Raw genomic sequence first — 25325 nt, forward strand, 5'->3', positions numbered from 1 at the left:
GTGGGCGACGAATTCGAAACCGACTGCAGCGTGGTGCTCAGCGAGGTCTACCTGTACCTGGACCTGGAGTGCCGTGAGGACCGGCGGGCGCTCATCCAGAAGCACCTGGAGGAGTGTTCCCGCTGCCTGCGTGAGTACGGCATCGAACACGAGGTGAAGGCGCTGGTCGCCCGTTGCTGCGGCGACGAGACCGCGCCGCAGGAGCTCCGCGACCGCCTCCGCTTCAAGCTCAGCGAGCTGACCGTCGAGGTGGAAACCCGCGAGTACCTGCCCTGACGTCGACTCAAACGGCCCCGGTAGCGCGAGCTGCCGGGGCCGTGTCGGATCAGCTGTTCGGCCGCTTGCCGTGGTTGGCCGAGCTCTTCTTGCGAGCCTTCTTCTTGCGGGCCTTCTTCGCCATCGGGACTCCTCTTCGTTCGCACGTCGTCGGCGACCGATCGTAGTCGGCGCGCCCGGCCGGTGCGGATCGCCCCGCGTGCCGGTGCGTCGTGGCCGATCCATGATTGGATACTTGCCACCGACAGTCTCGACCGAAAGAGAGCTTCGCCATGGCCGACGAAATCCGTGCCGAGATGGTGGCCAACGTGTGGAAGGTCGTGGCCGCCGCGGGCGACGAGGTGGCCGAGGGTGACACGCTGGTGATCCTCGAGTCCATGAAGATGGAGATCCCGGTGCTGGCGGAGTCCGACGGCACGCTCTCCCAGCTGGCCGTCAACGAGGGCGACGTGGTCCAGGAAGGCGACCTGATCGCCGTCATCGACTCCTGACCGCTTCGGCGGGGTCAGCCCCGGGCGAGCCACCGGAGCAGCCGGCGCCGCACCGGCCGGCGGCGCGCCCGCCGGAGTCGGGACGCGGCCTGCACCAGCACCGCCCCGGCCAGGTCCCGGGTGGACGTGGGCAGGTCCGGGGTGGCGAGCGCGAGCTGGGCCACCGACCAGGCGATCGGTGACGCACCGTCGCGTACGTCGTGCAGCCGGCGAGTCACCAGTGCGGCCACGTCGGCGCGGGCGGACGGGTCGATCCAGGCGTTGGTGATCAGGGCGAACAGCGCCGCCTCGGTGATCCGGTCGGTGCCGTCCAGAGCCAGGTCGAGGAGCAGGCGCCGGCGGGTGGAGTCGGCCCACGGTTCGTCGGTGCCGTGGTGCAGCAGCCCCAGGCAGGCCCACACCCGGGCGCAGCGGTCCCAGAGCGTGGGGTCCACCCCGGCCAGGACCCGGGCCGTCTCGGTGTCCGGCGCGTCCGGCGGGTGGGTGACCAGCGCGAGCAGGTCGTCCGGGGAGACCAGGAGCAGGGGTACGGCGGCGTCGTACGCGGCCGGCGGATGCGGCCACAGCGGCTGGGCGACCCGGTGCAGGCGTTCCACCGCGGTGGCCGGCGGCCGGGCGGTGCCGGGCGGGCGGCGGTCCGGGTCGACCGGGGCGCCGGGGGCCGACGGGACGCGGCTCAGCCAGGGCGTACCGGCGCAGCAGTCGGCCAGATCGGTGTGCTCGTGGGTGTCGTCCGGATGGTCGCGGATGAAGTCGGCCAGCCGGACCAGGTGGGCCAGGTCGCCGTCGGCGCGGTACCGCAGCCGGTGCCCGGTGTGCACCGCGCAGTCGTACTCCGGGTCGCGGGTCAGTGCCCGGTCCACCCAGTCCAGGGCGTCCTGCAGGCGGCCCTGGTCGGCGAGCGTGCCGGCGATGTCGGCGTACACGGACAGGTCGTCGGGATCGTGGGCGACGGCGCGGCGGAGCGCGGCGAGGGATTCACCGATCCGTCCGGCGGCGCGGTAGGCGTACCCGAGCCAGATCTCGGCCAGTTTCGACGGCCGGGCCTGGGCACCGCGCTCGGCCCAGTCCACGGCCAGCGCGGTCTCGCCGACCCGGCGGGCCAGCGCGGAGCCGGCGCCGAGCAGCAGCGGGTGGTCGGGGTGCACCGCGATGGCGTGCCGGGCGACCGTGAGGTAGGGCTGGAGCGCGTCCCGTCCGGCCTCCGGAGCCGGGTCGCCGACCGCGCTGCAGAGTTGCATGACGATCCGGGCGAGCAGGCCCGGTTCCATCCGCACGCCCAGCCCGGGGTCGCGGACCCAGGGCACGCCGGCCCAGTTCATCCCGGGTGTGTGCCCGCTGGCCGCGGCGAGCAGGGGCAGGCCGTCCTCGGGGCGGCCGGCCGCGGCGAGCAGGTGCGCGCGGGCCACCACGGTGCCGACGAACGCGGGCTGGTCCAGGGGGAACAGCTCGAGTGCGCCGTCCGCCCGGGCGGCCAGCCGGCTGAGCAGCTCGTGCGCCTCGGGACGGGTCGGTGCCTGGGCGATGGCGCCGGCGAGATGCCCGGCCGCGTGGTGCATCTCGCCGCGATCGAGGGCCTCGCGGGCCTGCTCGAGATCGCGTTCGGGGGACCCCGGTGGATCGCTCATGTCCACGAGCCAACCTTCCCTGTGCAAGTTGCACATGCGCTCGGACGCGAGCCTAGGCGACGATCGTCGATATGTCAGTCCGCTCCATGCGCAGTGCTGCTCGAAAGATTGTGGTTCCCTGCTTTTTCGTGCAACACTGCGCACGAATAGAGCAGATTCATGCTTGCGTGGGAGGATGACGGACGTGACGCAGCGAGGTCAGGGCATGGCCGCCGACATCGCGGAGCAGCCCGCGGGATATGCGCGGTTGCTCGACGGCGAGCACGGCGCGGCGATCGCCGCGGTCGCCGCCCGGGTGGCCGAACGGCGCCCGCGGCACGTGGTCTTCGTCGGCCGGGGAACCTCCGACCACGCCGCGCTCTACGGCGCGTACCTCACCGAGATCCGCCTCGGCATTCCGGTCGGGCTGGCCTCGCCGAGCACGATCACGCTGTACGGCGCCCGCCCCGACCTGTCCGACGCGCTGGTCGTCGGGGTCAGCCAGAGCGGCGGCTCGCCCGACCTCACCGGGGTGCTCACGGTGGCCCGGGAGACCGGCGCGCTGACCCTGGCCGTGACCAACAACCCGGACTCGCCGCTGACCCGGGCCGCCGAGCTGTCCATCGACGTCGCGGCCGGGCACGAGCGTGCGGTGGCGGCCACCAAGACCTACACCGCCGAACTGCTCGCCCTGCTCCTGCTGGTCGAGGGCATCCGGGCCGGCGACGGGAGGCTGCCGGCGGACGAGCGGGCCGCGCTGGACAAGCTGCCGCAGCTGGCCGCGGACGTGCTCACCGACACCGGGGCGGATACCTTGGCCCAGCGCTACCGCTTCGCGTCGCGGCTGGTCACGACCGGCCGGGGGTACGCGTACCCGACGGCCCGGGAGACCGCGCTGAAGCTGATGGAGACGTCGTACCTGCCGGCGCTCGCGTTCAGCGGTGCCGACCTGCTGCACGGTCCGCTGGCGATGACCGACCCGGACGTGCCGGTGCTGGCCGTGGTCGGCGACGGTCCCGGCGGCCGGGCGATGAGCGACGTGGTCAACCGGCTCGGCGAGCGCCGCGCCGACGTGGTCACCGTCGGCCCGGCCGACGTGGCCGGCGCCTCCGGCCGGCTGGCCGTGCCGGCCGTCGACGAGCGGTACGCCCCGCTGCTGGACATCCTGCCGCTGCAGAAACTGGCCCTGGCCCTGGCCTTGGCCCGCGGCGAGGACCCGGACGCACCGCGCGGCCTGAACAAGGTCACCTCCACCCTGTAGGAGGACGTAACCAGCCCGACGCGCACACGTGGCAGGCTGGTGTCGTGTCCACGCTGCGCGATCTCGTCGAGGAGCACACCGGCCTCGGTTCCGCCGACATCGACCACCTGCACCGCCTCGCCGGGGACTGGCAACTGCTCTCCGACCTGTCGTTCGCCGACCTGCTGCTGTGGGTGCCGGTGCGCGCGCCGGACGGCCAGCCGCGGGCGTTCCTGTGCGTGGCCCAGGTGCGACCCACCACCGCGCCGACCGCGTACCAGGACGACCAGGTCGGCAAGATCGTCGGTGGGCCCGAGGTGGCGCACCTGGACATCGCGTACACCCAGGGCCGGATCTGGCGGGAGGGCGACCCGGTCTGGTACGGCGACACGCCGGCCCGGCACGAGGCGATTCCGGTGCGGCTGCGGGACGTCTCCGCCGAGGAGGAGGGCTTCAGCGAGGTGATCGCGGTGATCGGCCGGGACACCAACCTGTCCACCGCCCGCACCCCGAGCCAGCTGGAACTGAACTACCTGACCACGGCGGACGACCTGGCCCAGATGGTCTCCGACGGCACGTTCCCGCCGCCACGGCACCCGGGGGAGACCACGTCCGCGCCACGGGTGGGCGACGGGCTGATCCGGCTCGACGCCAGCGGCAAGGTCACCTACGCCAGCCCGAACGCGCAGTCCGCGTACCGGCGGCTCGGCTTCAACGCGCACCTGGTCGGCGAGGAGCTGTCCGCGCTGTCCAGCCGGCTCGCCGCCGACCCGCTGGAGGGCAACGACGCGTCCGAACGGATGCTCTCCGCGCTGCGCGGTGAGTCGCCGCCCCGGCAGGAGGTGCAGGCGCGCGGGGCCACCGTACTCATGCGGGCCCTGCCGTTGCTCCCGGCCGGGGTGCCGATCGGTGCGCTGGTGCTGGTCCGCGACGTCACCGAGGTGCGGCGGCGGGACCGGGCGCTGATGACCAAGGACGCCACCATCCGGGAGATCCACCACCGGGTGAAGAACAACCTGCAGACCGTCGCCGCGCTGCTCCGGCTGCAGGCCCGGCGGGTGGACAACCAGGAGGCGCGCAACGCGCTGGAGGAGTCGGTACGCCGGGTGGCCTCGATCGCCCTGGTGCACGAGACGCTCTCCATGTCCAGCGACGAGGCGGTCGAGTTCGACGGCATCGTGGACCGGGTGGCCACCGCCGCGACCGAGGTCGCCACCACCGAGGTGTCGGTGAAGATGCGCCGCGAGGGCTCGTTCGGCGTGCTGCCCGCGGAGATCGCCACCTCCCTGGTCATGGTGCTCAACGAGTTGCTGATCAACGCGGTCGAGCACGGCTTCGGCGAGGGCGGCGTGCCGCCGGAGACGGTGGCCGAGGTGGTGGTCACCGCGCACCGGTTCCGCAAGCAGCTGCACGTCACCGTGGCGGACAACGGCCGGGGCCTGCCCGAGGGCTTCGCCGCGGACGCCAAGGGCACGCTCGGCCTGCAGATCGTCCGCGCGCTGGCGACCGGCGAACTGCGCGGCAGCATCGAGCTGCGGAACCGGGCCGAGGGCGGCACCGAGGCGGTGCTCGTGGTGCCGCTCGGGAAGCGATAGGCACATAGCGCAATCGCGGTGGCGCCGAGCGTGGGCGGCGCCACACTCCCGCAATCTGGACCGCACTGGCCGACATTCGCCTCTCGTGAGAGGCTTACCGGCATGACCGCTGCAGTTGACCGCCGCTTCGTGGCCCGGCGCCACGTCGACTACGGCCGCGTCCGCAGCGCGATGTGTCCGGCTTCCTGACGCCGCCCGATCATTCTGTCTCGGGTGCGAAAAGACGCGCCGGCCTTCTCCAGACATTGAAGTCGCGAGCCCTCACCGGGTGGCCGTGAGCGTCCCGACGCGCCCACAACCCCGGAAGGAACGCCGATCATGGCGCTCGACCGCACCCAGAGGCCTACCGCCCGGCCGCGCAAGGCACGTGGTGAGGGTCAGTGGGCGCTCGGACACCGCGAGCCGCTGAACCCGAACGAGCGGATCAAGAAGGACGACAACCCGCTGAACGTCCGGGCTCGCATCGAGAACATCTACGCGCACACCGGTTTCGCCTCGATCGACCCGCAGGACCTCCGCGGCCGGTTCCGCTGGTGGGGGCTGTACACCCAGCGCAAGGCCGGCATCGACGGCGGGCGCACCGCGGTCCTCGAGCCGCACGAGCTCGAAGACGAGTACTTCATGCTGCGGGTCCGGATCGACGGCGGCCAGCTCAACCTGGCCCAGCTGCGGGCCATCGCGCAGATCTCCACCGACTTCGGCCGGGACAGCGCCGACATCACCGACCGGCAGAACATCCAGCTGCACTGGATCCGGGTCGAGGACATGCCGGAGATCTGGCGCCGGCTCGACGCGGTCGGCCTGCAGACCACCGAGGCCTGCGGCGACTGCCCGCGCGTCGTGCTGGGCAGCCCGGTCGCCGGCGTCTCCGCCGACGAGGTGGTCGACGGCACGCCGGCCATCGACGAGATCCTGCGCCGGTACGTCGGCAACCCGGAGTACTCCAACCTGCCGCGCAAGTTCAAGACCTCGATCGGCTGGCTCGCCGACACCCCGTACGAGTCGAACGACGTCGCGTTCATCGGCTCGGTCCACCCGCAGCACGGCCCGGGTTTCGACGTCTGGGTCGGCGGCGGTCTCTCCACCAACCCGCGGCTGGCCGAGCGGCTCGGCGTGTGGGTGCCGCTGGACGAGATCCCGGACGTCTGGGAGGGCGTGGTCGGGATCTTCCGCGACTACGGCTACCGCCGGCTGCGCAACCGGGCCCGGCTGAAGTTCCTGCTGGCCGACTGGGGCGTGGAGAAGTTCCGCGAGGTGCTGGAGAAGGAATACCTGGGCCGGGCGCTGATCGACGGACCGCCGCCGCAGCTGCCGGCGAAGCCGATCGACCACATCGGCGTGTACAAGCAGCGCGACGGCCGCAACTACATCGGCGCCGCCCCGGTGGTCGGCCGCTCCTCCGGCACCCAGCTCAGCCGCCTGGCCGACGTCGTCGAGGCGCACGGTTCCGCGCGGGTCAGCCTCACGCCGTACCAGAAGCTGTTGGTCTTGGATGTCGCCGACGACCAGGTGGAATCCCTGGTCACCGGCCTGCGCGGGATCGGGCTGGAGGCCCGGCCGTCGGCCTGGCGGCGGGGCACCATGGCCTGCACCGGCATCGAGTACTGCAAGCTCGCCATCGTCGAGACCAAGGCCCGCGGCGAAGAGCTGGTCGCCCGGCTGGAGGAGCGGCTGCGCGACTTCGACGCGGACATCTCGATCCACATCAACGGCTGCCCGAACGCCTGCGCCCGGACCCAGGTCGCGGACATCGGCCTCAAGGGCCAGCTGGTCATGAACGCGCACGGCGAGCAGGTGGAGGGCTTCCAGATCCACCTCGGCGGCGGCCTCGGCATGGCGCAGGGACAGACCGCCGGTTTCGGCCGCAAGCTGCGCGGCCTCAAGGCCACCGCGGAAGAGCTGCCGGAGTACGTGGAACGCGTCGCCACCCACTACCTCGCCGGTCGCACCGACGGCGAGTCGTTCGCCACGTGGGTGCTCAGAGCCGACGAGGAGTTACTGAAATGAGTGACGCCCGGTCGGCACCGCTGTACTGCCCCTACTGCGGGGAAGAGGATCTGCGGCCCAACGAGGCGTCGCACGGGGCGTGGGAGTGCCACTCCTGCGCACGAGTCTTCACGGTCAAGTTCAACGGGCTTCTATCAAAGAAGGTGAACCGATGACGGTCGTGGCTGCCACTGGTTTGGGACTGGTCAATCTCGGCGCGACGCCGCCGCCGCGCCAAACCGCGGAGCGGCTCGAGTCGCTGGCCCGCGACGCCGGCCGGGACCTCGAAGGCGCGCCGGCCGAGGTGATCGCACGCTGGGCCACCGACACGTTCGGCTCCCGGTTCTGCGTGACCAGCTCGATGGCCGACGCCGTGGTCGCGCACCTGTTCTCCCGGGTGTCGCCCGGCGTGGACGTGGTCTTTCTGGACACCGGCCTGCACTTCCCGGAAACGCTGAAGGTGCGCGACACGGTGGCCCGCACCATGAACGTCAACGTGCGCTCGATCCGCCCCCGGCTCACCGTCGGCCAGCAGGACGGCGAGTACGGCCCCCGGCTGTTCGCCCGCAGCCCCGACGAATGCTGCTTCCTGCGCAAGGTGGAGCCGTTGGAGCGGGCCCTGTCCGACTACGACGCCTGGGCCACCGGCCTGCGCCGCGACGAGTCGCCGACCCGGGCCAACACCCCGGTGGTGGCGTTCGACCCCAAGCGCGGCAAGGTGAAGGTCAACCCGATCGCGGCGTGGGGCCAGGCCGAGGTGGACCGCTACATCGCCCGCTGGAACGTGCCGGTCAACGAGCTGTTCAAGAAGGGCTACGGCTCGATCGGCTGCTGGCCGTGCACCCGGCGGACCACGGCCGGCGAGGACCCGCGCGCCGGTCGCTGGGCGATGTTCGAGAAGACCGAATGCGGCCTGCACGTCTAGCCGTCGGCGTCCGTGGTGTTCCACTGGAGCGCTCCACCGGCGTCGTGCTGATCGCGCACGGCAGCCGTGACCCGCGGGCCGCGGCGGCCACCGAGGCGCTCACCCGGGCCGTGGCCGACGCCCACCCCGAGTGGGTGGTGCGCGCGTCCTACCTGGACCACGCCGGCCCCCGGCCACTGGACGTCCTGACCCGGCTGGAGGCCGCCGGCCACCGGCGCGCGGTGCTGGTGCCGGTGCTGCTGACCGCCGCGTACCACGGCAAGGTCGACGTGCCGGCCGTCGTCACCGACGCGCACGCGGCCGGGCTACGTCTCACCGTGGACATCACCGACGTACTCGGCCCGGGCTCGGCGACGCTGCTGGACGGACTGATCCGGCGGCTGCCCGACGCGGACCTGGACGCCGTGGTGCTGGCCGCCGCCGGCACCCGGGACGCGGCCGCGCGGGCCACCGTGGCCGACGCGGCCACCGCGCTGGGTGCGCGCCTGGGGCTGCCGTGCACGGTGGCCTACGCCTCCGCGGCCCCGCCGACCGGTGCCGAGGCCGTACAGCGCCTCCAGGCGGCCGGAGCGCGCCGGATCGGGGTGGCCGGGTACTTCCTGGCACCCGGGCGGCTCTACGACGGTGTGGTGGCGTCGGCGGTGTCGGCCGGGGCGGTGGCCGTCGCGCAGCCGCTGGGCGACGCGCCCGAACTCGTGCGGCTCGTGGAGGAACGGGTGTACGCCCAGACGAGCGGGCTGCTCGCCGCCTGACAGCTATCCCGCCTGCCGGAGCGGCTTCGCGTAGCGGGGCGTGCGGACCGTCACCCGGTAGCCGGCCCGCTCGTACAGCGCCACGGTCCGGTGCGGATTCTCCTGGACGGTGCGGATCGTCGCGGTCCGCACGCCGTGCCCGGCCAGCCGGCGCAGGCTGTGCTGCAACAGGGTCGACGCCAGCCCACGCCGGCGCCACGGCGGCAGTACGGCGACCCAGGAACTGTCCACCGTGCCGTCCGGTTCGCGCTCGTTGACGACCAGGCCGGCGATCTCGTCACCGGCCCAGGCGACCACCCACAGGTCGGTGTCCCGTACCCCGTCGCGGTACTCGTGGTACGTCTGAACCTCCTGGCCGAGCCGGGACTCGGCGAAACAGGCGCTGATCGCCGCGTGGATCCGCGGATGATGCTCCCCGCGCACCGGGCGCAGCGCCACGCCGGGCGGAAGCGGCGCCTCGACCGCGCCGGCCGGGTCGCGGGCCAGGTCGACCAGCGTGAAACGGACCCGATAGCCGGCGGCGTGCGCCAGCGCCAGCGCGGCCTCGTCGGACGGGTTGGTGCCGAACAGCGGCGGCCCGGCGCCGGGATGGTCCCGCCAGTGCGCGGCGGCCTGCTCCTCCAGCCGGGCGAGCAGGATGCGGCCGAGTCCACGGCGGCGCCACCGGGGGTCGATCTCGCCGGTGAGCAGGTAGAGCCGGGTGCCGTCGGCCTCGTCCCACCACTCCACCCGGCCGGAGCCGGCGACGGCCCCGTCCACCGCCACGGACGCGGTCATCGATGGGGTGTCCACGTTCGCGCACGCTAGCCCGCACCTCGGCTCCGCGCGACCGATTAAGGAACGAGCCGCCCCGCCCCGCCCGTCTCCGTCCGTCCGGCCGCTCCTGTCGTCCCTGCGGTCTCGCCGGCGTGTCCGATCACGCCGGCCCGACGGTCCCTGCGGTTCTGCGTGCTTGGCCGGCCCGACGGTCCCTGCGGTTCTGCGTGCTGGGCCGGCTCTTGCCGTTCCTGCGGTTCTGCGTGCTGGGCCGGCTCTTGCCGTCCCCGCGGTCCCACCGCCGCCCCGGCGCCGCCAAACTGCGTCGATCTTGGACTTGTGGTGCCCGAATTGTCGGTGCGATGCGGCTTTTATTCCCACCAGGAGTCCAAGATCGACGCAGTTTGGGGCGGGTGCATGGGTGCACGGGTGCCGGAGGCGGGTGCCGGGGGGCTGTGGGCTGTGGAGGGGCGGGGGTTAGGCGGAAGGGGCGGTGGCGGGGGTCTGGGTGGTTTCGCGATACCAGGCGATCTTGCCGCGGATGTAGGAGCGCTGGTCTTCCAGTTCGGCTATGCGGTGGCCCACCTCCTCGTCGTGTTCCTCGAGGATCTGCAGCCGTTCCGCCTCGGTGCCCTCCAGGCGGGTGAGTTCGGCGTAGCGCCGCATCCGGGCGATCGGCATGCCGGTGTCCCGCAGGCAGCGCAGCGTTCCCAGCCAGGAGATGTCGTCGTCGGTGAACGCCCGCTGCCCGCCGGACGTGCGGGCGATGCCCTCGAGCAGGCCGATGCGCTCGTAGTAGCGGAGCGTGTCGATGCTGAAGCCGGTCTTGTCGGCGACCTCGCCGGGGGAGTAGTACATGGCCCCATCTTGACAAGAAACTTCGCAGCGGAGGGTACCCGGACCGGAACCAAAGGTGGCCGAGGCAATTTCGAGATCATTTCGCGAACCCTGAGTGGTCGAATTCGCGCGGAGCGCAGTCATTGCGGGTGGTAATCGTCCCGAAACAGCACGACGCCCCGGGCCGATCGGCCGCGGGGCGTAAATGCTGTGAGGGGGATTGACTAGGCGGTGGGTGCTCCGACGCGCAGACCGCCACGACGCTTCACAGCGCGGCGCTCGTCTTCGCTCATGCCGCCCCAAACGCCGGCATCCTGCCCGGACTCGAGTGCCCAGGACAGGCATTCCTCGGTCACGGTGCACCGCCGGCAGACGGCCTTGGCCTGCTCGACCTGCAGGAGCGCCGGGCCAGACGTCCCGATCGGGAAGAACAGCTCGGGGTCCTCGTCGCGGCAGATCGCATGGTGACGCCAGTCCATGGCGGCAACACTCCTTGTTTCTAATGGGTGGCAATAGACGCGGTGCGGGTTTACCTATATGCATACGCCGTGGCTACCGACTGACTGCAGCGGTCGGATCACCAGGGCGTGAGCAAGCTTTTGTTCATGGCACCGTTCCGGCGCTTCTGGATTAGGAACGCACGCGAGCGGCAACCGGTTACTTCTTATCGCTTGTGAATGCTTTCACGAACTCCTGCGATGTCAAGGGTAACGCCCGAACTTTCTCCGGGCGGGTGAGCTGCCTCACGACCCCTATGTCCGGTTCTGTGGCTATCCCGCAGATCCGGTTGACCAACGCTCCCATCAATGTAGTACGGTCCCGGCCCGGTTGCCGACCCTTTTGCCGAGTTTCTGTAACGGATCGTGAGGGGTGCCCTGTACGCGTACCCCGTCGTCAGCAGATCACACGCAACGCTTCGGGAACGGACATGAAGTGCACCTTCTGCCGCTCACCCAGGTAATCCCCGTCCAGTTGGAACGCCTGAGGGCGTCCGGCGACCACCGTGAACTCGGCCTGATCGTGCAACCGGAGGACCTGTTTGCCGTGTGGATCTCGCTTGTTGGAGGCGATCTGCGTCACTGTGCGTACAGTGCTAGGGACGTAGAGCTTCCGTACCGCGAGGACGTCCAGTCCGGTGTCGAACGACGCCTCCGGGTTCGGATTGATCGGATGATCGCCGACATAGGTCCAGGGCGCGGTGTTCTGCACGATGACCGTGCCGAGTTCCCCCTCGGTCTCCTCGCCGGGACGCTCCAGCGACAGCGGCGGCGACTTGCGGTCCTCGCCGGAGAAGAACTGACTGATCATCGAGCGCACGTACAGCGCCGGGGTGGAGGTGCGGCCGCGCAGCCGCGCCTGCTCCACCCGCCGGACCACGTCCGCGTCCAGGCCGAAGCCGGCGCAGAAGGTGAAGTACCGGTCGTCCGCGCGGCCCAGCCCGATCACCCGGTACCGGCCGTCCCGCAGCCCGTCGATGATCACGCTGGTGCCGTCGGCCCAGTCCCGGGGCATGCCCAGCGCGCGGGCGAAGACGTTGGTCGAGCCGCCCGGGACCACCGCGAGCGCGGGCAGCCGGTACGCCGGCGCCACCGTCCGCCCGGAGATCGCCGGGGCCGCGGTCATCAGCCCGTTCGCGGCCTCGTTGACGGTGCCGTCGCCGCCCAGGGTCACCACCAGATCGACGCCGCTCTCCGCCGCCGCCCGGGTCAGTGCCGTGGCGTGCCCACGACGGAGGGTGTACTCCACCGTCAGGTCGACCTCGCTGCGCAGCGCCCGGACCAGCACGTCCCGGCTGCGCTCATTGGTGGTGGTGGCCTTGGGGTTAACCACCAGTAACGCGCGCATGCGCGGCACTGTACAACGCCGGAGGCATTCTGAGCTGTCGGTATGGTGCTCCAGTGAACGGCGAGAAATCCGACAGTACGACCCCGGCGACCCTCCTCTGGGCGGTACGCCTGCTGCTGCTCCAAGCGCTCGGTCTGGCCGCTCTGACGGCGTACCTCCTGATCCGGCTCCTCACCGCCGCGGAGGTGCAGGTCGGGGTGGCGGTGGCCCTGATCGTGATGGCCGCGCTCGCCGCGGCCGCGGTCGTGGTGGTCGCCCGCGCGCTGTCCCGGCGCGCGCCGGGCGCCCGCGGACCGGCCGTCGTCGTGCAGCTGTTCGTGATCGCCTCGGGCGGCTTCCTGCTGCAGACCGGCCCGGCCTGGCTCGGGCTGCTGCTGATGGCGTTCGGTCTGGTGGTCGGCGTCCTGCTCGTGTCGCCCTCGAGCACCCGGGCTCTTGGCGTCGACTAGCTCCGCAGGGCGCCGATTTAGGCCTACCCTGAGTGGGTGACCGGATCAACAGTGCGACCCCCGGCGTATCAGCTCCTCGCCGACGAGTTGCGTGCCGACATCACGTCCGGACGGCTGCGGCCCGGTGAGCGGCTGCCACCGGAGCCGGAACTCTGCGTGCGGTCCGGGGTCAGCCGGAGCACGGTCCGCGAGGCGCTGCGCCTGCTGTCCAGCCAGCACCTCATCGTGACCACCCGCGGCGTCACCGGGGGCAGCTTCGTCGCGCACCCGAACGCCGGGCAGCTGTCCGACGCGCTGTCCACCGGCCTCACGCTGCTCACCAACTCGCCCGCGGTGGGCCTCACCGATCTGCTGGAGCTGCGCCGGGCGCTCGAGGTCCCGGCCGCCGGTCTGGCCGCGATCCGGCGCACCGACGCGCACCTGGCCGAGATCCGCAGCGCGCTGTTCAATCCGGAGATCGACGACTTCGACGTCATGCTGCACGCGCACTCGATCTTCCACTCGGCGGTGGCGAAGGCGACCGAGAACCCGCTGTTCGAGCTGGTCACCCGCCCGCTGTACCAGGTCACGCTGGGCGAGGAAGTGGTCGACAGCCTGCCGGACGGATACTGGGCGCAGATCGACGCGGATCACCGGGCGCTGCTGAAGCACCTCACCGACCGGAACGCCGAGGAAGCCGTGGTGACCGCCCGCCGGCACCTCGACTACCTCTCCGAGGTGAACCAGCGGTAGTCAGAACCCGGTGGTAATCAGAACTCGGTGCGGCGGGTGAGCAGGCGGATGGTCGCGTAGCGGCCGTTGGCCTCGGCGGACGCGCTGGTGGTGAGCGCGGTCAGCACCTTCCACGCGAACGACGACTCGGCCGGCAGCCGGGCACCACGCACCGTGGAGACCGTCACCTCGACGGTGAGCGCGTCGTCGGTGACCGCGAACCGGCATTCCAGCTCCGCGCCGCGGGTCGCGATGGCCAGCAGCATGGCGCAGGCCTCGTCCACGGCGATGCGCAGATCCTCGATCTCGTCGAGCGCGAAGTGCAGCCGGGCGGCCAGTCCGGCCGTCGCGGTCCGGAGGACACCGAGGTAGCCACCGTCGGCGGGCACCGTGAGCAGCACGACGTCGTCCCCGATCGCCGGCTCCGGTTGCGTTTGTGTCGCTTGAGTCACGTACCCATCCTCCCGATGGACGAGACTCTAGCGGCTGAAGGTCCCGGTGCGGGAGGCCCGTTCAGCGAGTCGGTCCAGAGCATCGCCGGTCAATCGGTACGGCAACCAGTCTTCCACCACGGTCGCACCGATCGCGGCGTAGAAGTCGGCGGCCGGATTCAGTCCAACATCACCCACTCGAGGCGCCGGTAACCGCGCTCCACGCAGATCGCCGCGAGCGCGGCCAGCAGCGCGGCGCCGGTCCCGGTGCCCCGGGCGGCCGGGCGCACGTACAGATCCTCCAGGTGCACCCCGTGGGTGCCCTCCCAGGTGGAGAAGTTCACATACCACAGCGCGAAGCCGACCGGAACCTCGTCGGCGTCCGCCGCGACGTGCGCGAAGACACTCGGATCCGGTCCGCAGAGCGCGGTACGCAGCTGCTCCTCGGTGAGGTGGCACTGGTCCGCGGCCCGCTCGAACTCGGCCAGCTCGTGGACCATCGCCACGACGGCCGGCACATCGTCATGACGCGCCGGCCGGATGGTGACGGCAGAAGTCACGCGGCCTGCTTGGTCTCCCAGAAGATCTTGGCGATCTCCTCGATCTTGCCGAGCAGCTGGTCGGCCACGGCCGGGTCGAGCGAACCCTTGGCGCCGGAGGCTCCGGCGAGCTTGGTCGTCTCGTTGAACAGCTGGTGCAGGTTCGGGTACTTCTCGAAGTGCGGTGCCTTGAAGTAGTCCGTCCAGAGCACCCACAGGTGGTGCTTGACCAGCTGGGCCCGCTCCTCCTTGATGATGATGGCGCGGGTGCGGAACTCCGGGTCGGTGTTCGCCTGGTACTTCTCCATGATGCCCTTGATCGACTCGGCCTCGATCCGGGCCTGGGCCGGGTCGTAGACCCCACACGGCAGATCGCAGTGGGCACTGACCACGGTGCGAGGCATAAGGAAACGCGGAAGTCGCATCAGGACCCCTCCAGACTGGTTGCGATGATCCGAAGACGACACTACCCCTTACACATCCGCCTGACTCAGCGAGAGACGTGATGCCGTGCGGTGGCAACTGCCACTATTTGCCGTACTGGTGCGAGGACCCTCGATGGCGCCGACGCTGCGCGACGGCGACGCGCTGCTGGTGCGGCGCGGCGGCCGGGTCCGCGCCGGTGACGTCGTGGTCGCGCGCTTCCGCTCCCGGCCGGACCTGCTGGTGATCAAGCGCGCGGTGCGCGAGCAGGACGACGGCTGGTGGGTACGCGGGGACAACGAGTTCGTGACGGACGATTCCCGAGCGTACGGAGTGGCGGATGTCATCGGACGCGCTCGGTGGCGTTACTGGCCCCGTCCGGGACGCCTAAGTTAACCTCCGGTAACCGCAGCACACCGTAGTCTTGCGGTCATTGTCCGGGAGACCCCCGCATCGCACGCCGGTCCGCGCAGACTCGCGCACCGACCGGCTGGCTCAACGACGTCCCGATGCCGTTCGGAGTTTCCCATGTCCTTTTTCAGTTTTGAACTCGATCCCGCCCTGGCCGCCGACCCCGTCTTCGACCTGCACCAGCACGGCAAGATGGCGATCGCCGCGACCGTGCCGCTGTCCAGCCGGGACGACCTGTCGCTGGCGTACACGCCCGGGGTCGCCCGGGTCTGCGAGGCGATCGCCGACAACCCCGACCTGGCCGCCGACTACACCTGGACCGGCAACGCGGTCGCCGTGGTCACCGACGGCTCGGCGGTGCTCGGCCTGGGCAACATCGGACCCCGGGCCGCGATGCCGGTGATGGAGGGCAAGGCGGTCCTGTTCAAGCAGTTCGGCGGCGTCGACGCGGTGCCGGTCTGCCTGGACACCCAGGACACCGAGGCGCTGATCGCGATCGTGACCGCGCTCGCCCCCTCGTTCGGTGGCATCAACCTGGAGGACATCAGCGCACCGCGCTGCTTCGAGATCGAGCGCCGGCTGGACGCCGCGCTGGACATCCCGGTCTTCCACGACGACCAGCACGGCACCGCGGTGGTCGTGCTGGCCGCCCTGCGCAACGCCACCAAGCTGCTCGGCCGCCGGCTCGCCGACCTGCGCGTGGTGATCAGCGGCGCGGGCGCGGCCGGGGTGGCGATCACCCGGATGCTGATCGCGGCCGGGGTCACCGGCGCCAACGTGATCGTCTGCGACTCCCGCGGCATCCTGTACACCGAACGCGAGGGGCTGAACCCGAGCAAGGCGGAGCTGGCCGCGGCCACCAACTACTCCGGGCGTACCGGTGGCATCCGCGAAGCGCTGATCGGCGCCGACGTGCTGATCGGCGTCTCCGGCGGACTGATCGACGAGGCGGCCCTGGCCGGCATGGCGCCGGGCGGGATCATCTTCGCGCTCGCCAACCCGACGCCGGAGGTCCCGCCGCACATCGCGGCCCGGTACGCGGCCGTGGTCGCCACCGGACGCAGCGACTTCCCCAACCAGATCAACAACGTGCTGGCGTTCCCCGGCATCTTCCGGGGTGCGCTGGACGCCCGGGCCACCACGATCACCGAGGGCATGAAGGTGGCCGCCGCCAAGGCCATCGCCGAGGTGGTCGCGGACGACCTGCGGGCCGACGCGATCGTGCCGTCCGCGCTGGACCCGCGGGTCGCGCCGGCGGTGGCGCAGGCGGTGGCCCGGGCGGCGGAGCGGGACGGGGTGGCCCGGATGACGGTTGCGCCGGCGGTCCCGGACGAGCGGGCGTCGGTTACGGCGTGAGGTGACGACGCCGGTGTTCCACTGGAGCGCTCCAGTGGAACACCGGCGTCGGTCGCCGGGCCGTAAGCTCGGGCCATGCGCGCCGCCTACGCCAGCACCGTGAAGCCCGACGAACCTCTGGCCGCGCTGGCCGTCGGAGACCTGCCCGAGCCGTCGCCGCCGGCCGGCTGGGTGACCGTCGACGTGCGGGCCAGCTCGCTCAACCACCACGAACTCTGGTCGCTGCGCGGGGTCGGCCTGCCCGCCGACCGGCTGCCGATGATCCTCGGCTGCGACGCGGCCGGGGTGGACCCGGACGGCAACGAGGTCGTCGTCTTCCCGGTGGTGCCGGACCCGGGTGACCCGCGCGGGCTGTCCCTGCTCTCCGAGAACTTTCCGGGCACGCTGGCCGACCGGGTGGCCGTACCCCCGGAGAACCTGATCCCGAAACCGGCCGGTCTCTCCTTCGCGGACGTGGCGTGCCTGCCCACCGCCTGGCTCACCGCCTACACCATGCTGACCACCCGGGGCCGCGTCGCCGAGGCCGAATCGGTGCTGGTGCAGGGCGCGGGCGGGGGCGTGTCGACCGCGGCCGTGGTACTCGCGGTGGCGCTCGGCAAGCGGGTGTACGCCACCAGCCGCGAGGAGTGGAAGCGGGAACGGGTGACCGCGCTCGGTGCCACCGCGGTGGCACCCGGCACCCGCCTGCCGGAACGGGTCGACGTGGTGATCGAGTCGGTGGGCGCGCCGACGTTCGACCACTCGATGAAGTGCGCGGCGCCGGGCGCGCGGATCGTGGTCTGCGGCGCCACCGGCGGGCATCAGGCCACGGTCGACCTGCGGCGGCTGTTCGCCATGCGGCTGGAGGTGCTGGGCTCGACGATGGGTACGGCGGCGGAGCTGGGCGCGCTGCTCGACCTGATGGCGGCGATGGACATCCGGCCGGTGATCGACTCGACGTACGGCTTCACCGCAGTGGTGGACGCGTTCGCGCGGCTGCACTCGGGCGAGGTGTTCGGCAAGGTCGTCGTCGACCACCTGCACTGAGGGGCCTACAGGTCGTCGGTGAAGGTGGCCCGCCCGCCGCGGGTGGCGTCGGCCTTCAGACGGTCCTTGGCGGTCCCGTCGCCGTACAGGCTCCAGCGCCAGAAGTCGGTCGTGGTGGTGATCACCGGGCCGAAGTCCTTGGTGATCGCCACGTGGCCGCCCTCGGTGACCGCCATCATGGCGCGCGGCCAGGGCACGGCCCGGTACGCGGCGAGGCCGTCGGCGTACCGCACGGTCTTGTCCCGTTTGCCGTGCACGAACAGCAGCGGCGCGGCCGGACCGGTGAACGGCGCCGGCAGCACCCGCCGGCCGGACAGGACGATGCCGGCGATCAGCCGTGGGTCCCGGGCGCCGCTGAACATGCCGATGGTGGTGATGCCGCCCGCCGAGTGCCCGGCCGCCCCGATCCGGGCCGGGGCGATCCGGCCGCGCAGGTCGCCGTCGGTCTCGTTGAGCGCCAGCATCCGGGTGATCACCTCGGAGGCGTCCGCCGGCTGGTTGATCACGTCCAGTGCGTCGAAGTCCCTCGCCCGGTACGAGGTGTGCGGGAACGCCGGGGCGGCGACCACGAAACCGGCGCGGGCCCAGGACCGGAGTACCGAGGCGTAGGCGGCGGGTTCCGAGGTGAGGCCGTGACTGAACACGACGAGCGGGAACGGGCCGTCGCCGTCGGCCGGGTACCACACCGTGGTGGTCAGCGGGCGGTCCGGACCGCGGTGGAACCGCAGGGTCCGCACCTCGACCTGGAAGCGGGTGGTGGGCGCGGTCCCGGCGGCGGGCAGGCCCTTCGGGGCGCCGCCGGCGGACGGCGGGGCGGGCGCGGGCGACGGCGCGGGCGACCGGGGTCCGGCCGTGGGGGAGTCGGCGGCCGGAGGCTGGTCCGCGGAACAGGCGTTGAGCAGCCCGGCCACGCTCAGGGCGACGATCGCCAGCGCGGCGGTACGGCGTCTCATGCACCCATTGTGCCGGGCACCGGGAGGTCGCTCGGCGGTAGTCGGCGGCCGGCCCGCTGATCGCCGGTGAGCGTCCACCGGAGGAAGTCGGTGACCAGAGCGATCACCTGGGGGTAGCCGCGCTTGCCGGGCAGCAGGAAGTGCCCGTGCGAGGCGCCGGGCAGCCGGACGAACGACTTCGGCCACGGCACCCGCCCGAACGCCGCGCGGCCCCGGGCGATCGGCACCACCGGGTCCGCGTCGCCGTGCAGGAACAGCATCGTGGCGCTCGGCCCGGCGAACGCACCGGGGGCCTGCCACCCGGCCAGGACCGCACCGGCCCGCAGCCGCGCGTCATGACCGGCGGTGAACAGCCCGGTCGTGGTGTAGCCGCCGGCCGAGTGGCCGACCGCGGCCACCCGGTCGCCGTCGATCCGGCCGCGCAGCGGGTCGCCCCGCCGGGTGTCGAGGCGGCGGACCTGCGCGATGACGTACGCCGCGTCGGCCGGCTGGTGCACGATGTCGGCGCGGCGGTACGGCCGTGCGCCGGCGCTGGTGTGCGGGTAGGCCGGAAGCGCGACCACGAAGCCGGCCGACGCCCAGGCGGCGGCCACCGGGGTGTACCGCTCGGGTGAGCCGTGCAGGCCGTGGCTGAACAGCACGAGCGGGAACCGGCCGCGGGCCGGGCGGGTGTTGCGCAGCGGCGGGTCACCGGCCTCGGCGGCGGGAGGCGCGGTACGCGGATAGAGCAGCACCGTGCGCAGCGGCCGGTCCGGTCCGCGCGCCAGCCGCAGCTCCCGCAGCCCGACCGCGTAGCGGCGCGGCCGCGCCTCCGGCTCGGGCCGCGCTTCGGGCCGCGCTTCGGGTCGCAGCCGCGGCGCGGGTGATTCCGGCGCTGGTGTTCCACTGGAGCGCTCCAGTGGAACACCAGCGTCGTGCACCGCCACCCGGGACCGCTCCGACACGCACGCGGTCGCCGGCAGCGTCACCACAAGAGCCACCGCCGCCACGGTGAAGGTCATTCGCCCCATGATTCCGACGGTAGGGCGGACACTCCCACGATGGAGTGAATTCCGCAGTCTCGAGACGTCTGGGCTGGTAGGCGCTATGGGCGGGAGTCGCCGGGGGTGCGCGGCTTCGCTATGGTCGTGCGCATGTCTGACAACTCCGTGGACCCGAGCGGCAACACCGAGGCGTTCCGCGCCTTCACCAGTTCCCCGGCGGAGCCGGCCGCCGCGTCGAAGACACCGCTGATTCTCGGCGGCGTCGTTCTCGCCGTGGTCGTGCTCGCGGTCATCGCCTGGCTGGCCCTGTAACCCGTCTCACGCGATCGCGGTGCGGGTCTGTTCGGCGATCTCCAGTTCCTCGTCGGTCGGCACCACGCAGACCGCGACCCGGCCGCCGTCCGGCGAGATGATCTTCTCGCCGCGCTCGTTGCGGTCCGGGTCGATCTCGATGCCCAGGGCGGACAGCCCGGACAGCGACACGGCCCGGACCTCCGGTGAGTGCTCGCCGACACCGGCGGTGAACGTGACGGCGTCGACCCGGCCCAGCACGGCGTAGTAGGCGCCCACGTACTCGCGGATCCGCCGGCAGTAGACGTCGAACGCCAGCGTGGCCGCCGGGTCGCCGGCCGACCAGCGTTCCTGCACCGTACGCATGTCGTTGGCGCCGGCCAGCCCCTGCAGCCCGGCGCCCCGGGTCAGCGACGTCTCGATCTCGTCGATCGACATCCCGGCCTCCCGGTGCAGGTGGAAGACCACGGTGGGGTCGATGTCGCCGCTGCGGGTGCCCATCACCAGGCCGCCCTGCGGTGACATCCCCATCGACGTGGCCACGCTGCGGCCGCCCTGGACCGCGCAGGCGCTGGCGCCGTTGCCCAGGTGCAGGGTGATCACGTTGGTCTCGCCGACCGGCCGGCCCAGCAGGCGGGCGGTCTGCCGGGACACGTACGCGTGCGAGGTGCCGTGGAACCCGTACCGCTGGATCTGCCATCGCCGGGCCAGCTCGGCGTCGATCGCCCAGACCGCGCCCTCCGGCGGGATCGACGCGTGGAACGCGGTGTCGAACACCGCCACCTGCGGGAGGTCCGGCAGCAGGCCGCGGGCCACCGCGATACCGGTCAGCGCGGCCGGGTTGTGCAGCGGCGCCAGCGGCACCAGACGCTCCACCGCGGCCACCAGGTCGTCGTCGACGACGGTCGCCTTCTCGAAGTCGCTGCCGCCGTGCACCACCCGGTGCCCGACCGCGGCCAGCCCGGACAGGTCGACGGAATCCATGATCTGCCGCAGCGCCGCGCCGTGGTCGGCGGCGTCACCGTCCGCCTCGCCGATCCGCTCGATCAGCCCCTTCGCGACCGTGTCGGCGCCGTCGAACAGGCGGTACTTGACCGACGACGAGCCGGTGTTGAGGACGAGGATCTTCATACCGCCGCCTGGATCGCCGTGATCGCCACCGTGTTGACGATGTCCTTGACCGTCGCGCCGCGGGACAGGTCGTTCACCGGGCGCCGCAGGCCCTGCATGACCGGCCCGACCGCGACCGCGTTCGCCGACCGCTGCACCGCCTTGTACGTGTTGTTGCCGGTGTTGAGGTCCGGGAACACGAACACCGTGGCCTTGCCGGCGACCGTGCTCTCCGGCAGTTTCGTGGCCGCCACCGCCGGGTCGATCGCCGCGTCGTACTGGATGGGACCCTCCACCGGCAGGTCCGGCCGGCGTTCCCGGACCAGCGCGGTGGCCGCCGCGACCTTCTCCACGTCGGCACCGGCGCCGGAACTGCCGGTGGAATAGGACAGCATCGCGATCCGCGGTTCGATGCCGAACGCCGCCGCGGTGTGCGCCGAGGAGATCGCGATGTCGGCGAGCTGGGCGGCGTCCGGGTCCGGGTTCACCGCGCAGTCGCCGTACACCAGCACCCGGTCGGCCAGCAGCATGAAGAACACGCTCGACGCCACGGACACCTCGGGCACCGTCTTGATGATCTCGAACGCGGGCCGGATGGTCGCCGCGGTGGTGTGGGTGGCCCCGGACACCATGCCGTCGGCCAGGCCGGAGGACACCATCAGGGTGCCGAAGTAGTTCACGTCGCGCACCACGTCGTACGCCAGGTCCAGCGTCACGCCGCGGTGCCGGCGCAGGTCCGCGTACCGCTCCGCGAACGTGTCCCGCCAGCTGCTGGTCTCCGGGTGCACCAGCCGGGCGGCGCCGAGGTCCACGCCCAGCTCGCGGGCCCGGCGGTTGATCTCCGCCGGGTCGCCGAGCAGGGTCAGGTCGGCGACGCCGCGCCGCAGCAGCGTCTCGGTGGCCCGCAGGATGCGCTCGTCGGTGCCCTCCGGCAGCACCAGATGCCGCCGGTCGGTGCGGGCCCGGTCGATCAGGTCGTTCTCGAACATCAGCGGGGTCACCCGGCTGGACCGCGCCACCTCCAGCGCCCGGGACAGCTCCGCGGTGTCCACGTGCTTCTCGAAGACGCCCAGCGCCGCGTCGACCTTGCGCGGGGTGGCGGGGCTGAGCCGGGCCGCGATCCGGCCGGCCGCCGAGATGGTGTGGTAGCTGTCGCTCCGCACGACCAGCATGGCCAGGCCGGTGTTCAGCCGCTCGATGACCCGGACCACCCGGGGATCCGGCAGCTCGCCGAGCGTCAGCACCAGGCCGGCCAGCGTGACGTTGCCGGCCGCGTGCGCCGCGCTGGCCGCCACCAGCAGGTCGGCCCGGTCGCCCGGGGTGATCAGCAGCGCGCCGTCGGTCAGGTGGTCCAGCAGCGCGGGCACGTGCGCCGCCCCGACGACGTAGTCCAGCACGTCCCGGTCCAGCGCCGCCTCGCCGCCGGCCAGCACCTCGGCGTCCAGCGCCGCGGCCACCTCGGCCACGGTGGGCGCGGCCAGCGCCGCCACCTCCGGCAGCGCCCAGACCGGCACCGGCAGGCCGGCCGGGACGTCGACGCCGTCCGGCACCCGGTTGGCGATCACCGCGGGCACGGTCGCGCCCAGATCGACGATCGAGTGGTACGCGCTGCGCGCGGCCGAGTTCAACGTCGCCGAGGTACGCCCCTCGCCGCTCACCACGGGCAGGACGACGCTGCCGAACTCGGTCGCCAGCCGGGCGTTGAAGGCCAGCTCGCGCGGCATCTCCTCGCCGCCGTCCTCGTGCTGGGAGTCGGCGAAGTCGCTGCCGACCACCACCACCGCGGCGCAGCGCCGTTCCACCTCGCGGTAGCGCTCCACGATCCGGGAGATCAGCTCCTCCCGCCGCCCGTCGGCGACCAGCGCGGACGCCTCGGCGGCGGTGACGCCGTACGACTCGGCGTACCCGGCCATCACCGGATAGCGGGTGGTGAGCAGCGTCAGCAACGGATCGTCGGTGGCGCCGGCGAGCGGCCGGAACACCCCGATCCGGGCCACCTGCCGGGAGAGCAACTCGACCAGGCCGAGAGCGACCGTTCCTTTGCCGACACCGGGACCGAGCCCGGCGACGTACACACTGCGCGCCACGGCTTCAACGTACCCAAGATCGGTCGCCGTGATAGGGCCGAACGGCCGTGGCGGTCAGAGCAGCCGCCCGAGGTAGGCGTCCGGCCCGGCGAGGAACCGCCGCCAGTGCGCCACGATCTCCAGCTCGCTCCACAGCGTCCGGCGGATGCCATGATCGCCGAGTTCCAGGATGGTGGCGCCGGGCAGGGCGGTCAGCAGCGGCGAGTGCGTCGCCACCACCACCTGGGCGCCGGCGCCGCGCAGCACGTCCAGGCGGGCCAGCAGACTCAGCGTGGAGGTGAAGGACAACGGTCCCTCGGGCTCGTCCATCAGATAGAACCCGTACCCGGTGAACCTGCTCTCCAGCAGCTCCAGGAACCCTTCGCCGTGGCTGCTCTCGTGGAACGCACCCGGGTCGCCGACGTTGTCCTGCAGGTAGGTGTACAGCCCGTGCATGGTCTCGGCCCGCAGGAAGTAGGCGTTCGCTCGCCGCCCCGGCGTGCGGATTACCCGCAACATGCCGCCGAGCGGCGATTCGGTCTCCCGGGTACGGTGCCGGGCGCTGCGTGAGCCGCCTTCCACATTCAGTCCGTACGCCCCGGCGAGCGCCTCGACCAGCGTCGACTTGCCGGACCCGTTCTCGCCGACCAGGAACGTCACCCCGGCCGGAATGTTGAGTCCCCGCTCCAGCACGGCGGCCACAGCCGGGATCTGCGCCCACCACGCCGACTTGTCGACCTCGACGCCGTGGTCCAGTTCCACCCGGCGCACCGGCCGGCGCTCGCCGATCGTTCCCACCCGGCCGACGGTAGCCGGACCGAGCCACGGTGCGAGGGCTCGCGCTGTGGAGCTGGCCGGCAACCACGGCGATCGGCACCACGCCACGCGACCGGCGGCTCCGGCCGGTGGGCGATGCGGCAATACCACCGTCAGCCGAAGTCGGCGCCTGGCCAGGGGCCGGGCCAAGACTGCCGCCATGTCGCGAGCGGCGGGCTGTGTCGCGGGCAGCGGCTGTGTCGCGGGCTGTGGGTGTGTCGCGGGCTGTGGGTGTGTCGCGGGTAGCGGCTGTGTCGCGGGCTGTGGGTGTGTCGCGGGTAGCGGCTGTGTCGCGGGCTGTGGGTGTGTCGCGGGCGGTGACTGTCTGGCGGGTTGCCGCGGTGTCCAGCGCTGCCGGCGGTGAGACGACGCCGTTCGGCGGTGGTGCAAGCGGGGTCGCGGTCGCCGTTCGGGGGCGCGTCCGGTCGCTTCTGGCTGCGGGTGCGGTCGGCGACACGGCGCCGCCCAGCCGTATGCGACGCATTTTGGCGGCATGGCGGCTTTGCAGACCCCAGGCCCGGCGCCGCTCGTGGGCGCGGCGGAATTCTTCACGGAATTCCGAATGATTGCGTGCGGCAGTCCGGTCGCGAAGCTTGCTGATTTCGGTCCGACTGAACAATGCCAACTGCCCCATGCTGCAATTGTCCCGCATCCCGGAGACGGCTTGTCAGTATTCGATCATGCCAAAATGCGATCTGCCTGTGGTCGGGGGCGGTCGGTTTCTTCGGCATTGCCACGGTGAGGAATGGCATCGGTGTCAAGGCCGGCGGGGCGCGGCGGGCGGGCGTGGGTGGGGCGCGGCGAGGCGGGGTGGGGCGCGTCGGGCGGGTGTGGGTGGGGTGCGGCGAGGTGGGGTGGGGCGCGTCGGGCGGGTGTGGGTGGGGTGCGGCGAGGTGGGGTGGGGCGCGTCGGGTGGGCGTGGTGGGGTGCGGCGAGGTGGGGTGGGGCGCGTCGGGCGGCCGTTGCGGGGTGCGGCGGGCGCGGCGCGCGGGGCGGCATGCGACCGGATCGGTGATGCGGGGCATTGCAGGACCGGGCGGATCTGCCCGCGGCGATGGCGTTGCTCTTTTGTTTGACTATTAAACTGGCTGGCGGGTTCGGGTGGGGTTTCTTGATCCGAGCAGCGAGGGAAATCGTCGGGAAGGCGTGGAATGGCCGGTCCGGCGGAAATGTGCGGCAAACGGCGATGACCGATAAACCGTCGACTGTTTCTGCGGGGCGACAAACTCGCCGCATTGCGCTCGTCAGTCGTCGTCCTCGTCGTCTCGGGCCAGGAAGGTCGCGAACCGCTCGATCGCCGTCTCGAATTCCGGGTGATTGTCGACGAAGCTGCGCAGCTGCGAGCCCACCCACTCCAGCGTCACGGTTTCCTCACCGCGCCGCTCGACCAGTTCCTCAATGCCGCGATCCGTGAAGTACATGCCTGAATCCTAAGCAACCGGCGTTGGGG

The 25325-nt window shown here is 71.9% G+C and carries 28 protein-coding genes; 13 read left to right on the plus strand and 15 right to left on the minus strand.

The features are described 5' to 3' along the window. Positions 1-276 (plus strand): mycothiol system anti-sigma-R factor, encoded by a 276-nt coding sequence (rsrA, locus tag LDL48_RS11165; protein WP_225254976.1) that lies wholly within the window; start codon positions 1-3, stop codon positions 274-276. Positions 277-325: 49 nt separating this feature from the next. On the opposite strand, the gene LDL48_RS45010 is transcribed toward rsrA, so the two are convergent. Continuing rightward, positions 326-400, minus strand: a complete 75-nt coding sequence (locus LDL48_RS45010; protein ID WP_369752275.1) for a 50S ribosomal protein bL37 — start codon at positions 398-400, stop codon at positions 326-328. Positions 401-548: 148 nt separating this feature from the next. On the opposite strand from LDL48_RS45010, the gene LDL48_RS11170 reads away from it, so the two are divergent. Beyond that, positions 549-767: a biotin/lipoyl-binding carrier protein gene (locus tag LDL48_RS11170; RefSeq protein ID WP_225254977.1), complete on the plus strand. Its 219-nt coding sequence runs from the start codon at positions 549-551 to the stop codon at positions 765-767. A 14-nt stretch (positions 768-781) separates the two neighbouring features. On the opposite strand, the gene LDL48_RS11175 is transcribed toward LDL48_RS11170, so the two are convergent. Further along, positions 782-2395 carry a tetratricopeptide repeat protein gene (locus LDL48_RS11175; RefSeq protein WP_225254978.1) on the minus strand — a complete coding sequence of 538 codons (1614 nt, stop codon included), beginning with the start codon at positions 2393-2395 and terminating at the stop codon, positions 782-784. Positions 2396-2600: 205 nt separating this feature from the next. Between LDL48_RS11175 and LDL48_RS11180 the strand changes: the two genes are divergently transcribed. From LDL48_RS11180 to LDL48_RS11200, 5 genes are all read left to right on the plus strand, one after another. Next, complete coding sequence (locus LDL48_RS11180; protein ID WP_225255100.1) at positions 2601-3635, plus strand: SIS domain-containing protein; 1035 nt, start codon at positions 2601-2603, stop codon at positions 3633-3635. Positions 3636-3679: 44 nt separating this feature from the next. Beyond that, complete coding sequence (locus LDL48_RS11185) at positions 3680-5209, plus strand: PAS domain-containing sensor histidine kinase (RefSeq protein WP_225254979.1); 1530 nt, start codon at positions 3680-3682, stop codon at positions 5207-5209. A 318-nt stretch (positions 5210-5527) separates the two neighbouring features. Further along, positions 5528-7216, plus strand: coding sequence for a nitrite/sulfite reductase (locus LDL48_RS11190; protein WP_225254980.1), 1689 nt, complete (start codon positions 5528-5530; stop codon positions 7214-7216). A gap of 151 nt (positions 7217-7367) precedes the next feature. Then, positions 7368-8120, plus strand: coding sequence for a phosphoadenylyl-sulfate reductase (locus LDL48_RS11195; RefSeq protein ID WP_225254981.1), 753 nt, complete (start codon positions 7368-7370; stop codon positions 8118-8120). Then, positions 8102-8872, plus strand: a complete 771-nt coding sequence (locus tag LDL48_RS11200) for a sirohydrochlorin chelatase (protein ID WP_225254982.1) — start codon at positions 8102-8104, stop codon at positions 8870-8872. Before LDL48_RS11195 ends, LDL48_RS11200 begins: the two co-directional genes overlap by 19 nt. A 3-nt stretch (positions 8873-8875) precedes the next feature. Here the strand turns inward: LDL48_RS11200 and LDL48_RS11205 are convergent, their stop codons facing one another. From LDL48_RS11205 to LDL48_RS11220, 4 genes are all read right to left on the minus strand, one after another. Continuing rightward, the gene (locus LDL48_RS11205; protein WP_225254983.1) at positions 8876-9664 is read right to left on the minus strand and encodes a GNAT family N-acetyltransferase; all 789 of its coding nucleotides are present in this window, start codon (positions 9662-9664) and stop codon (positions 8876-8878) included. 441 nt (positions 9665-10105) lie between these two features. Further along, entirely contained in the window at positions 10106-10486 is a 381-nt protein-coding gene (locus tag LDL48_RS11210) for a MerR family transcriptional regulator (RefSeq protein WP_225254984.1), read from the minus strand. Between the two features lie 203 nt (positions 10487-10689). Then, positions 10690-10944: a WhiB family transcriptional regulator gene (locus tag LDL48_RS11215; RefSeq protein ID WP_225254985.1), complete on the minus strand. Its 255-nt coding sequence runs from the start codon at positions 10942-10944 to the stop codon at positions 10690-10692. Positions 10945-11359: 415 nt separating this feature from the next. Beyond that, entirely contained in the window at positions 11360-12310 is a 951-nt protein-coding gene (locus tag LDL48_RS11220) for a diacylglycerol/lipid kinase family protein (protein ID WP_225254986.1), read from the minus strand. Between the two features lie 53 nt (positions 12311-12363). Here LDL48_RS11220 and LDL48_RS11225 point away from each other — a divergent pair, with 53 nt between their 5' ends. Together LDL48_RS11225 and LDL48_RS44460 are read left to right on the plus strand one after the other, a co-directional pair. Beyond that, the gene (locus LDL48_RS11225; RefSeq protein WP_225254987.1) at positions 12364-12759 is read left to right on the plus strand and encodes a hypothetical protein; all 396 of its coding nucleotides are present in this window, start codon (positions 12364-12366) and stop codon (positions 12757-12759) included. A gap of 36 nt (positions 12760-12795) precedes the next feature. Beyond that, on the plus strand, positions 12796-13491 hold the full coding sequence (locus tag LDL48_RS44460) for a FadR/GntR family transcriptional regulator (RefSeq protein WP_225254988.1): 696 nt from the start codon (positions 12796-12798) through the stop codon (positions 13489-13491). Positions 13492-13508: 17 nt separating this feature from the next. Here LDL48_RS44460 and LDL48_RS11235 read toward each other — a convergent pair whose 3' ends face one another. The 3 genes from LDL48_RS11235 to sodN all read right to left on the minus strand — a co-directional run bounded on the left by LDL48_RS11235 (position 13509) and on the right by sodN (position 14865). Next, positions 13509-13922 (minus strand): ATP-binding protein, encoded by a 414-nt coding sequence (locus LDL48_RS11235; protein WP_225254989.1) that lies wholly within the window; start codon positions 13920-13922, stop codon positions 13509-13511. A gap of 158 nt (positions 13923-14080) precedes the next feature. Continuing rightward, on the minus strand, positions 14081-14461 hold the full coding sequence (locus LDL48_RS11240; RefSeq protein ID WP_308016450.1) for a GNAT family N-acetyltransferase: 381 nt from the start codon (positions 14459-14461) through the stop codon (positions 14081-14083). Then, positions 14458-14865 (minus strand): superoxide dismutase, Ni, encoded by a 408-nt coding sequence (gene sodN, locus LDL48_RS11245; protein ID WP_225254990.1) that lies wholly within the window; start codon positions 14863-14865, stop codon positions 14458-14460. The genes LDL48_RS11240 and sodN overlap by 4 nt, the downstream gene beginning before the upstream one ends. 85 nt (positions 14866-14950) lie before the next feature. On the opposite strand from sodN, the gene LDL48_RS11250 reads away from it, so the two are divergent. The 3 genes from LDL48_RS11250 (at position 14951) to LDL48_RS11260 (ending at position 17656) form a co-directional block, all read left to right on the plus strand. Then, entirely contained in the window at positions 14951-15259 is a 309-nt protein-coding gene (locus LDL48_RS11250) for a S26 family signal peptidase (RefSeq protein WP_225254991.1), read from the plus strand. A 132-nt stretch (positions 15260-15391) separates the two neighbouring features. Continuing rightward, the gene (locus LDL48_RS11255) at positions 15392-16630 is read left to right on the plus strand and encodes an NAD(P)-dependent malic enzyme (RefSeq protein WP_225254992.1); all 1239 of its coding nucleotides are present in this window, start codon (positions 15392-15394) and stop codon (positions 16628-16630) included. Positions 16631-16705: 75 nt separating this feature from the next. After that, positions 16706-17656, plus strand: coding sequence for a zinc-binding dehydrogenase (locus tag LDL48_RS11260; RefSeq protein ID WP_225254993.1), 951 nt, complete (start codon positions 16706-16708; stop codon positions 17654-17656). A 5-nt stretch (positions 17657-17661) separates the two neighbouring features. Here the strand turns inward: LDL48_RS11260 and LDL48_RS11265 are convergent, their stop codons facing one another. Both LDL48_RS11265 and LDL48_RS11270 read right to left on the minus strand, forming a co-directional pair. Then, entirely contained in the window at positions 17662-18609 is a 948-nt protein-coding gene (locus LDL48_RS11265) for an alpha/beta hydrolase family protein (RefSeq protein WP_225254994.1), read from the minus strand. After that, complete coding sequence (locus LDL48_RS11270; protein ID WP_225254995.1) at positions 18606-19619, minus strand: alpha/beta hydrolase family protein; 1014 nt, start codon at positions 19617-19619, stop codon at positions 18606-18608. The genes LDL48_RS11265 and LDL48_RS11270 overlap by 4 nt, the downstream gene beginning before the upstream one ends. A 123-nt stretch (positions 19620-19742) precedes the next feature. Between LDL48_RS11270 and LDL48_RS11275 the strand changes: the two genes are divergently transcribed. Beyond that, positions 19743-19904 carry a hypothetical protein gene (locus LDL48_RS11275; protein ID WP_225254996.1) on the plus strand — a complete coding sequence of 54 codons (162 nt, stop codon included), beginning with the start codon at positions 19743-19745 and terminating at the stop codon, positions 19902-19904. Positions 19905-19910: 6 nt separating this feature from the next. On the opposite strand, the gene LDL48_RS11280 is transcribed toward LDL48_RS11275, so the two are convergent. From LDL48_RS11280 to LDL48_RS11295, 4 genes are all read right to left on the minus strand, one after another. Then, on the minus strand, positions 19911-21014 hold the full coding sequence (locus LDL48_RS11280) for an acetate/propionate family kinase (RefSeq protein WP_225254997.1): 1104 nt from the start codon (positions 21012-21014) through the stop codon (positions 19911-19913). Continuing rightward, the gene (pta, locus tag LDL48_RS11285) at positions 21011-23080 is read right to left on the minus strand and encodes a phosphate acetyltransferase (protein ID WP_225254998.1); all 2070 of its coding nucleotides are present in this window, start codon (positions 23078-23080) and stop codon (positions 21011-21013) included. Before pta ends, LDL48_RS11280 begins: the two co-directional genes overlap by 4 nt. Positions 23081-23134: 54 nt before the next feature. After that, positions 23135-23857 carry an AAA family ATPase gene (locus LDL48_RS11290; RefSeq protein WP_225254999.1) on the minus strand — a complete coding sequence of 241 codons (723 nt, stop codon included), beginning with the start codon at positions 23855-23857 and terminating at the stop codon, positions 23135-23137. 1262 nt (positions 23858-25119) lie between these two features. Next, positions 25120-25296: a DUF6104 family protein gene (locus tag LDL48_RS11295; RefSeq protein ID WP_225255000.1), complete on the minus strand. Its 177-nt coding sequence runs from the start codon at positions 25294-25296 to the stop codon at positions 25120-25122. Positions 25297-25325 lie beyond the last annotated feature (29 nt).

The sequence above is a fragment of the Jidongwangia harbinensis genome (genome assembly GCF_020216025.1).
Classification (GTDB): domain Bacteria; phylum Actinomycetota; class Actinomycetes; order Mycobacteriales; family Micromonosporaceae; genus Actinoplanes; species Actinoplanes harbinensis.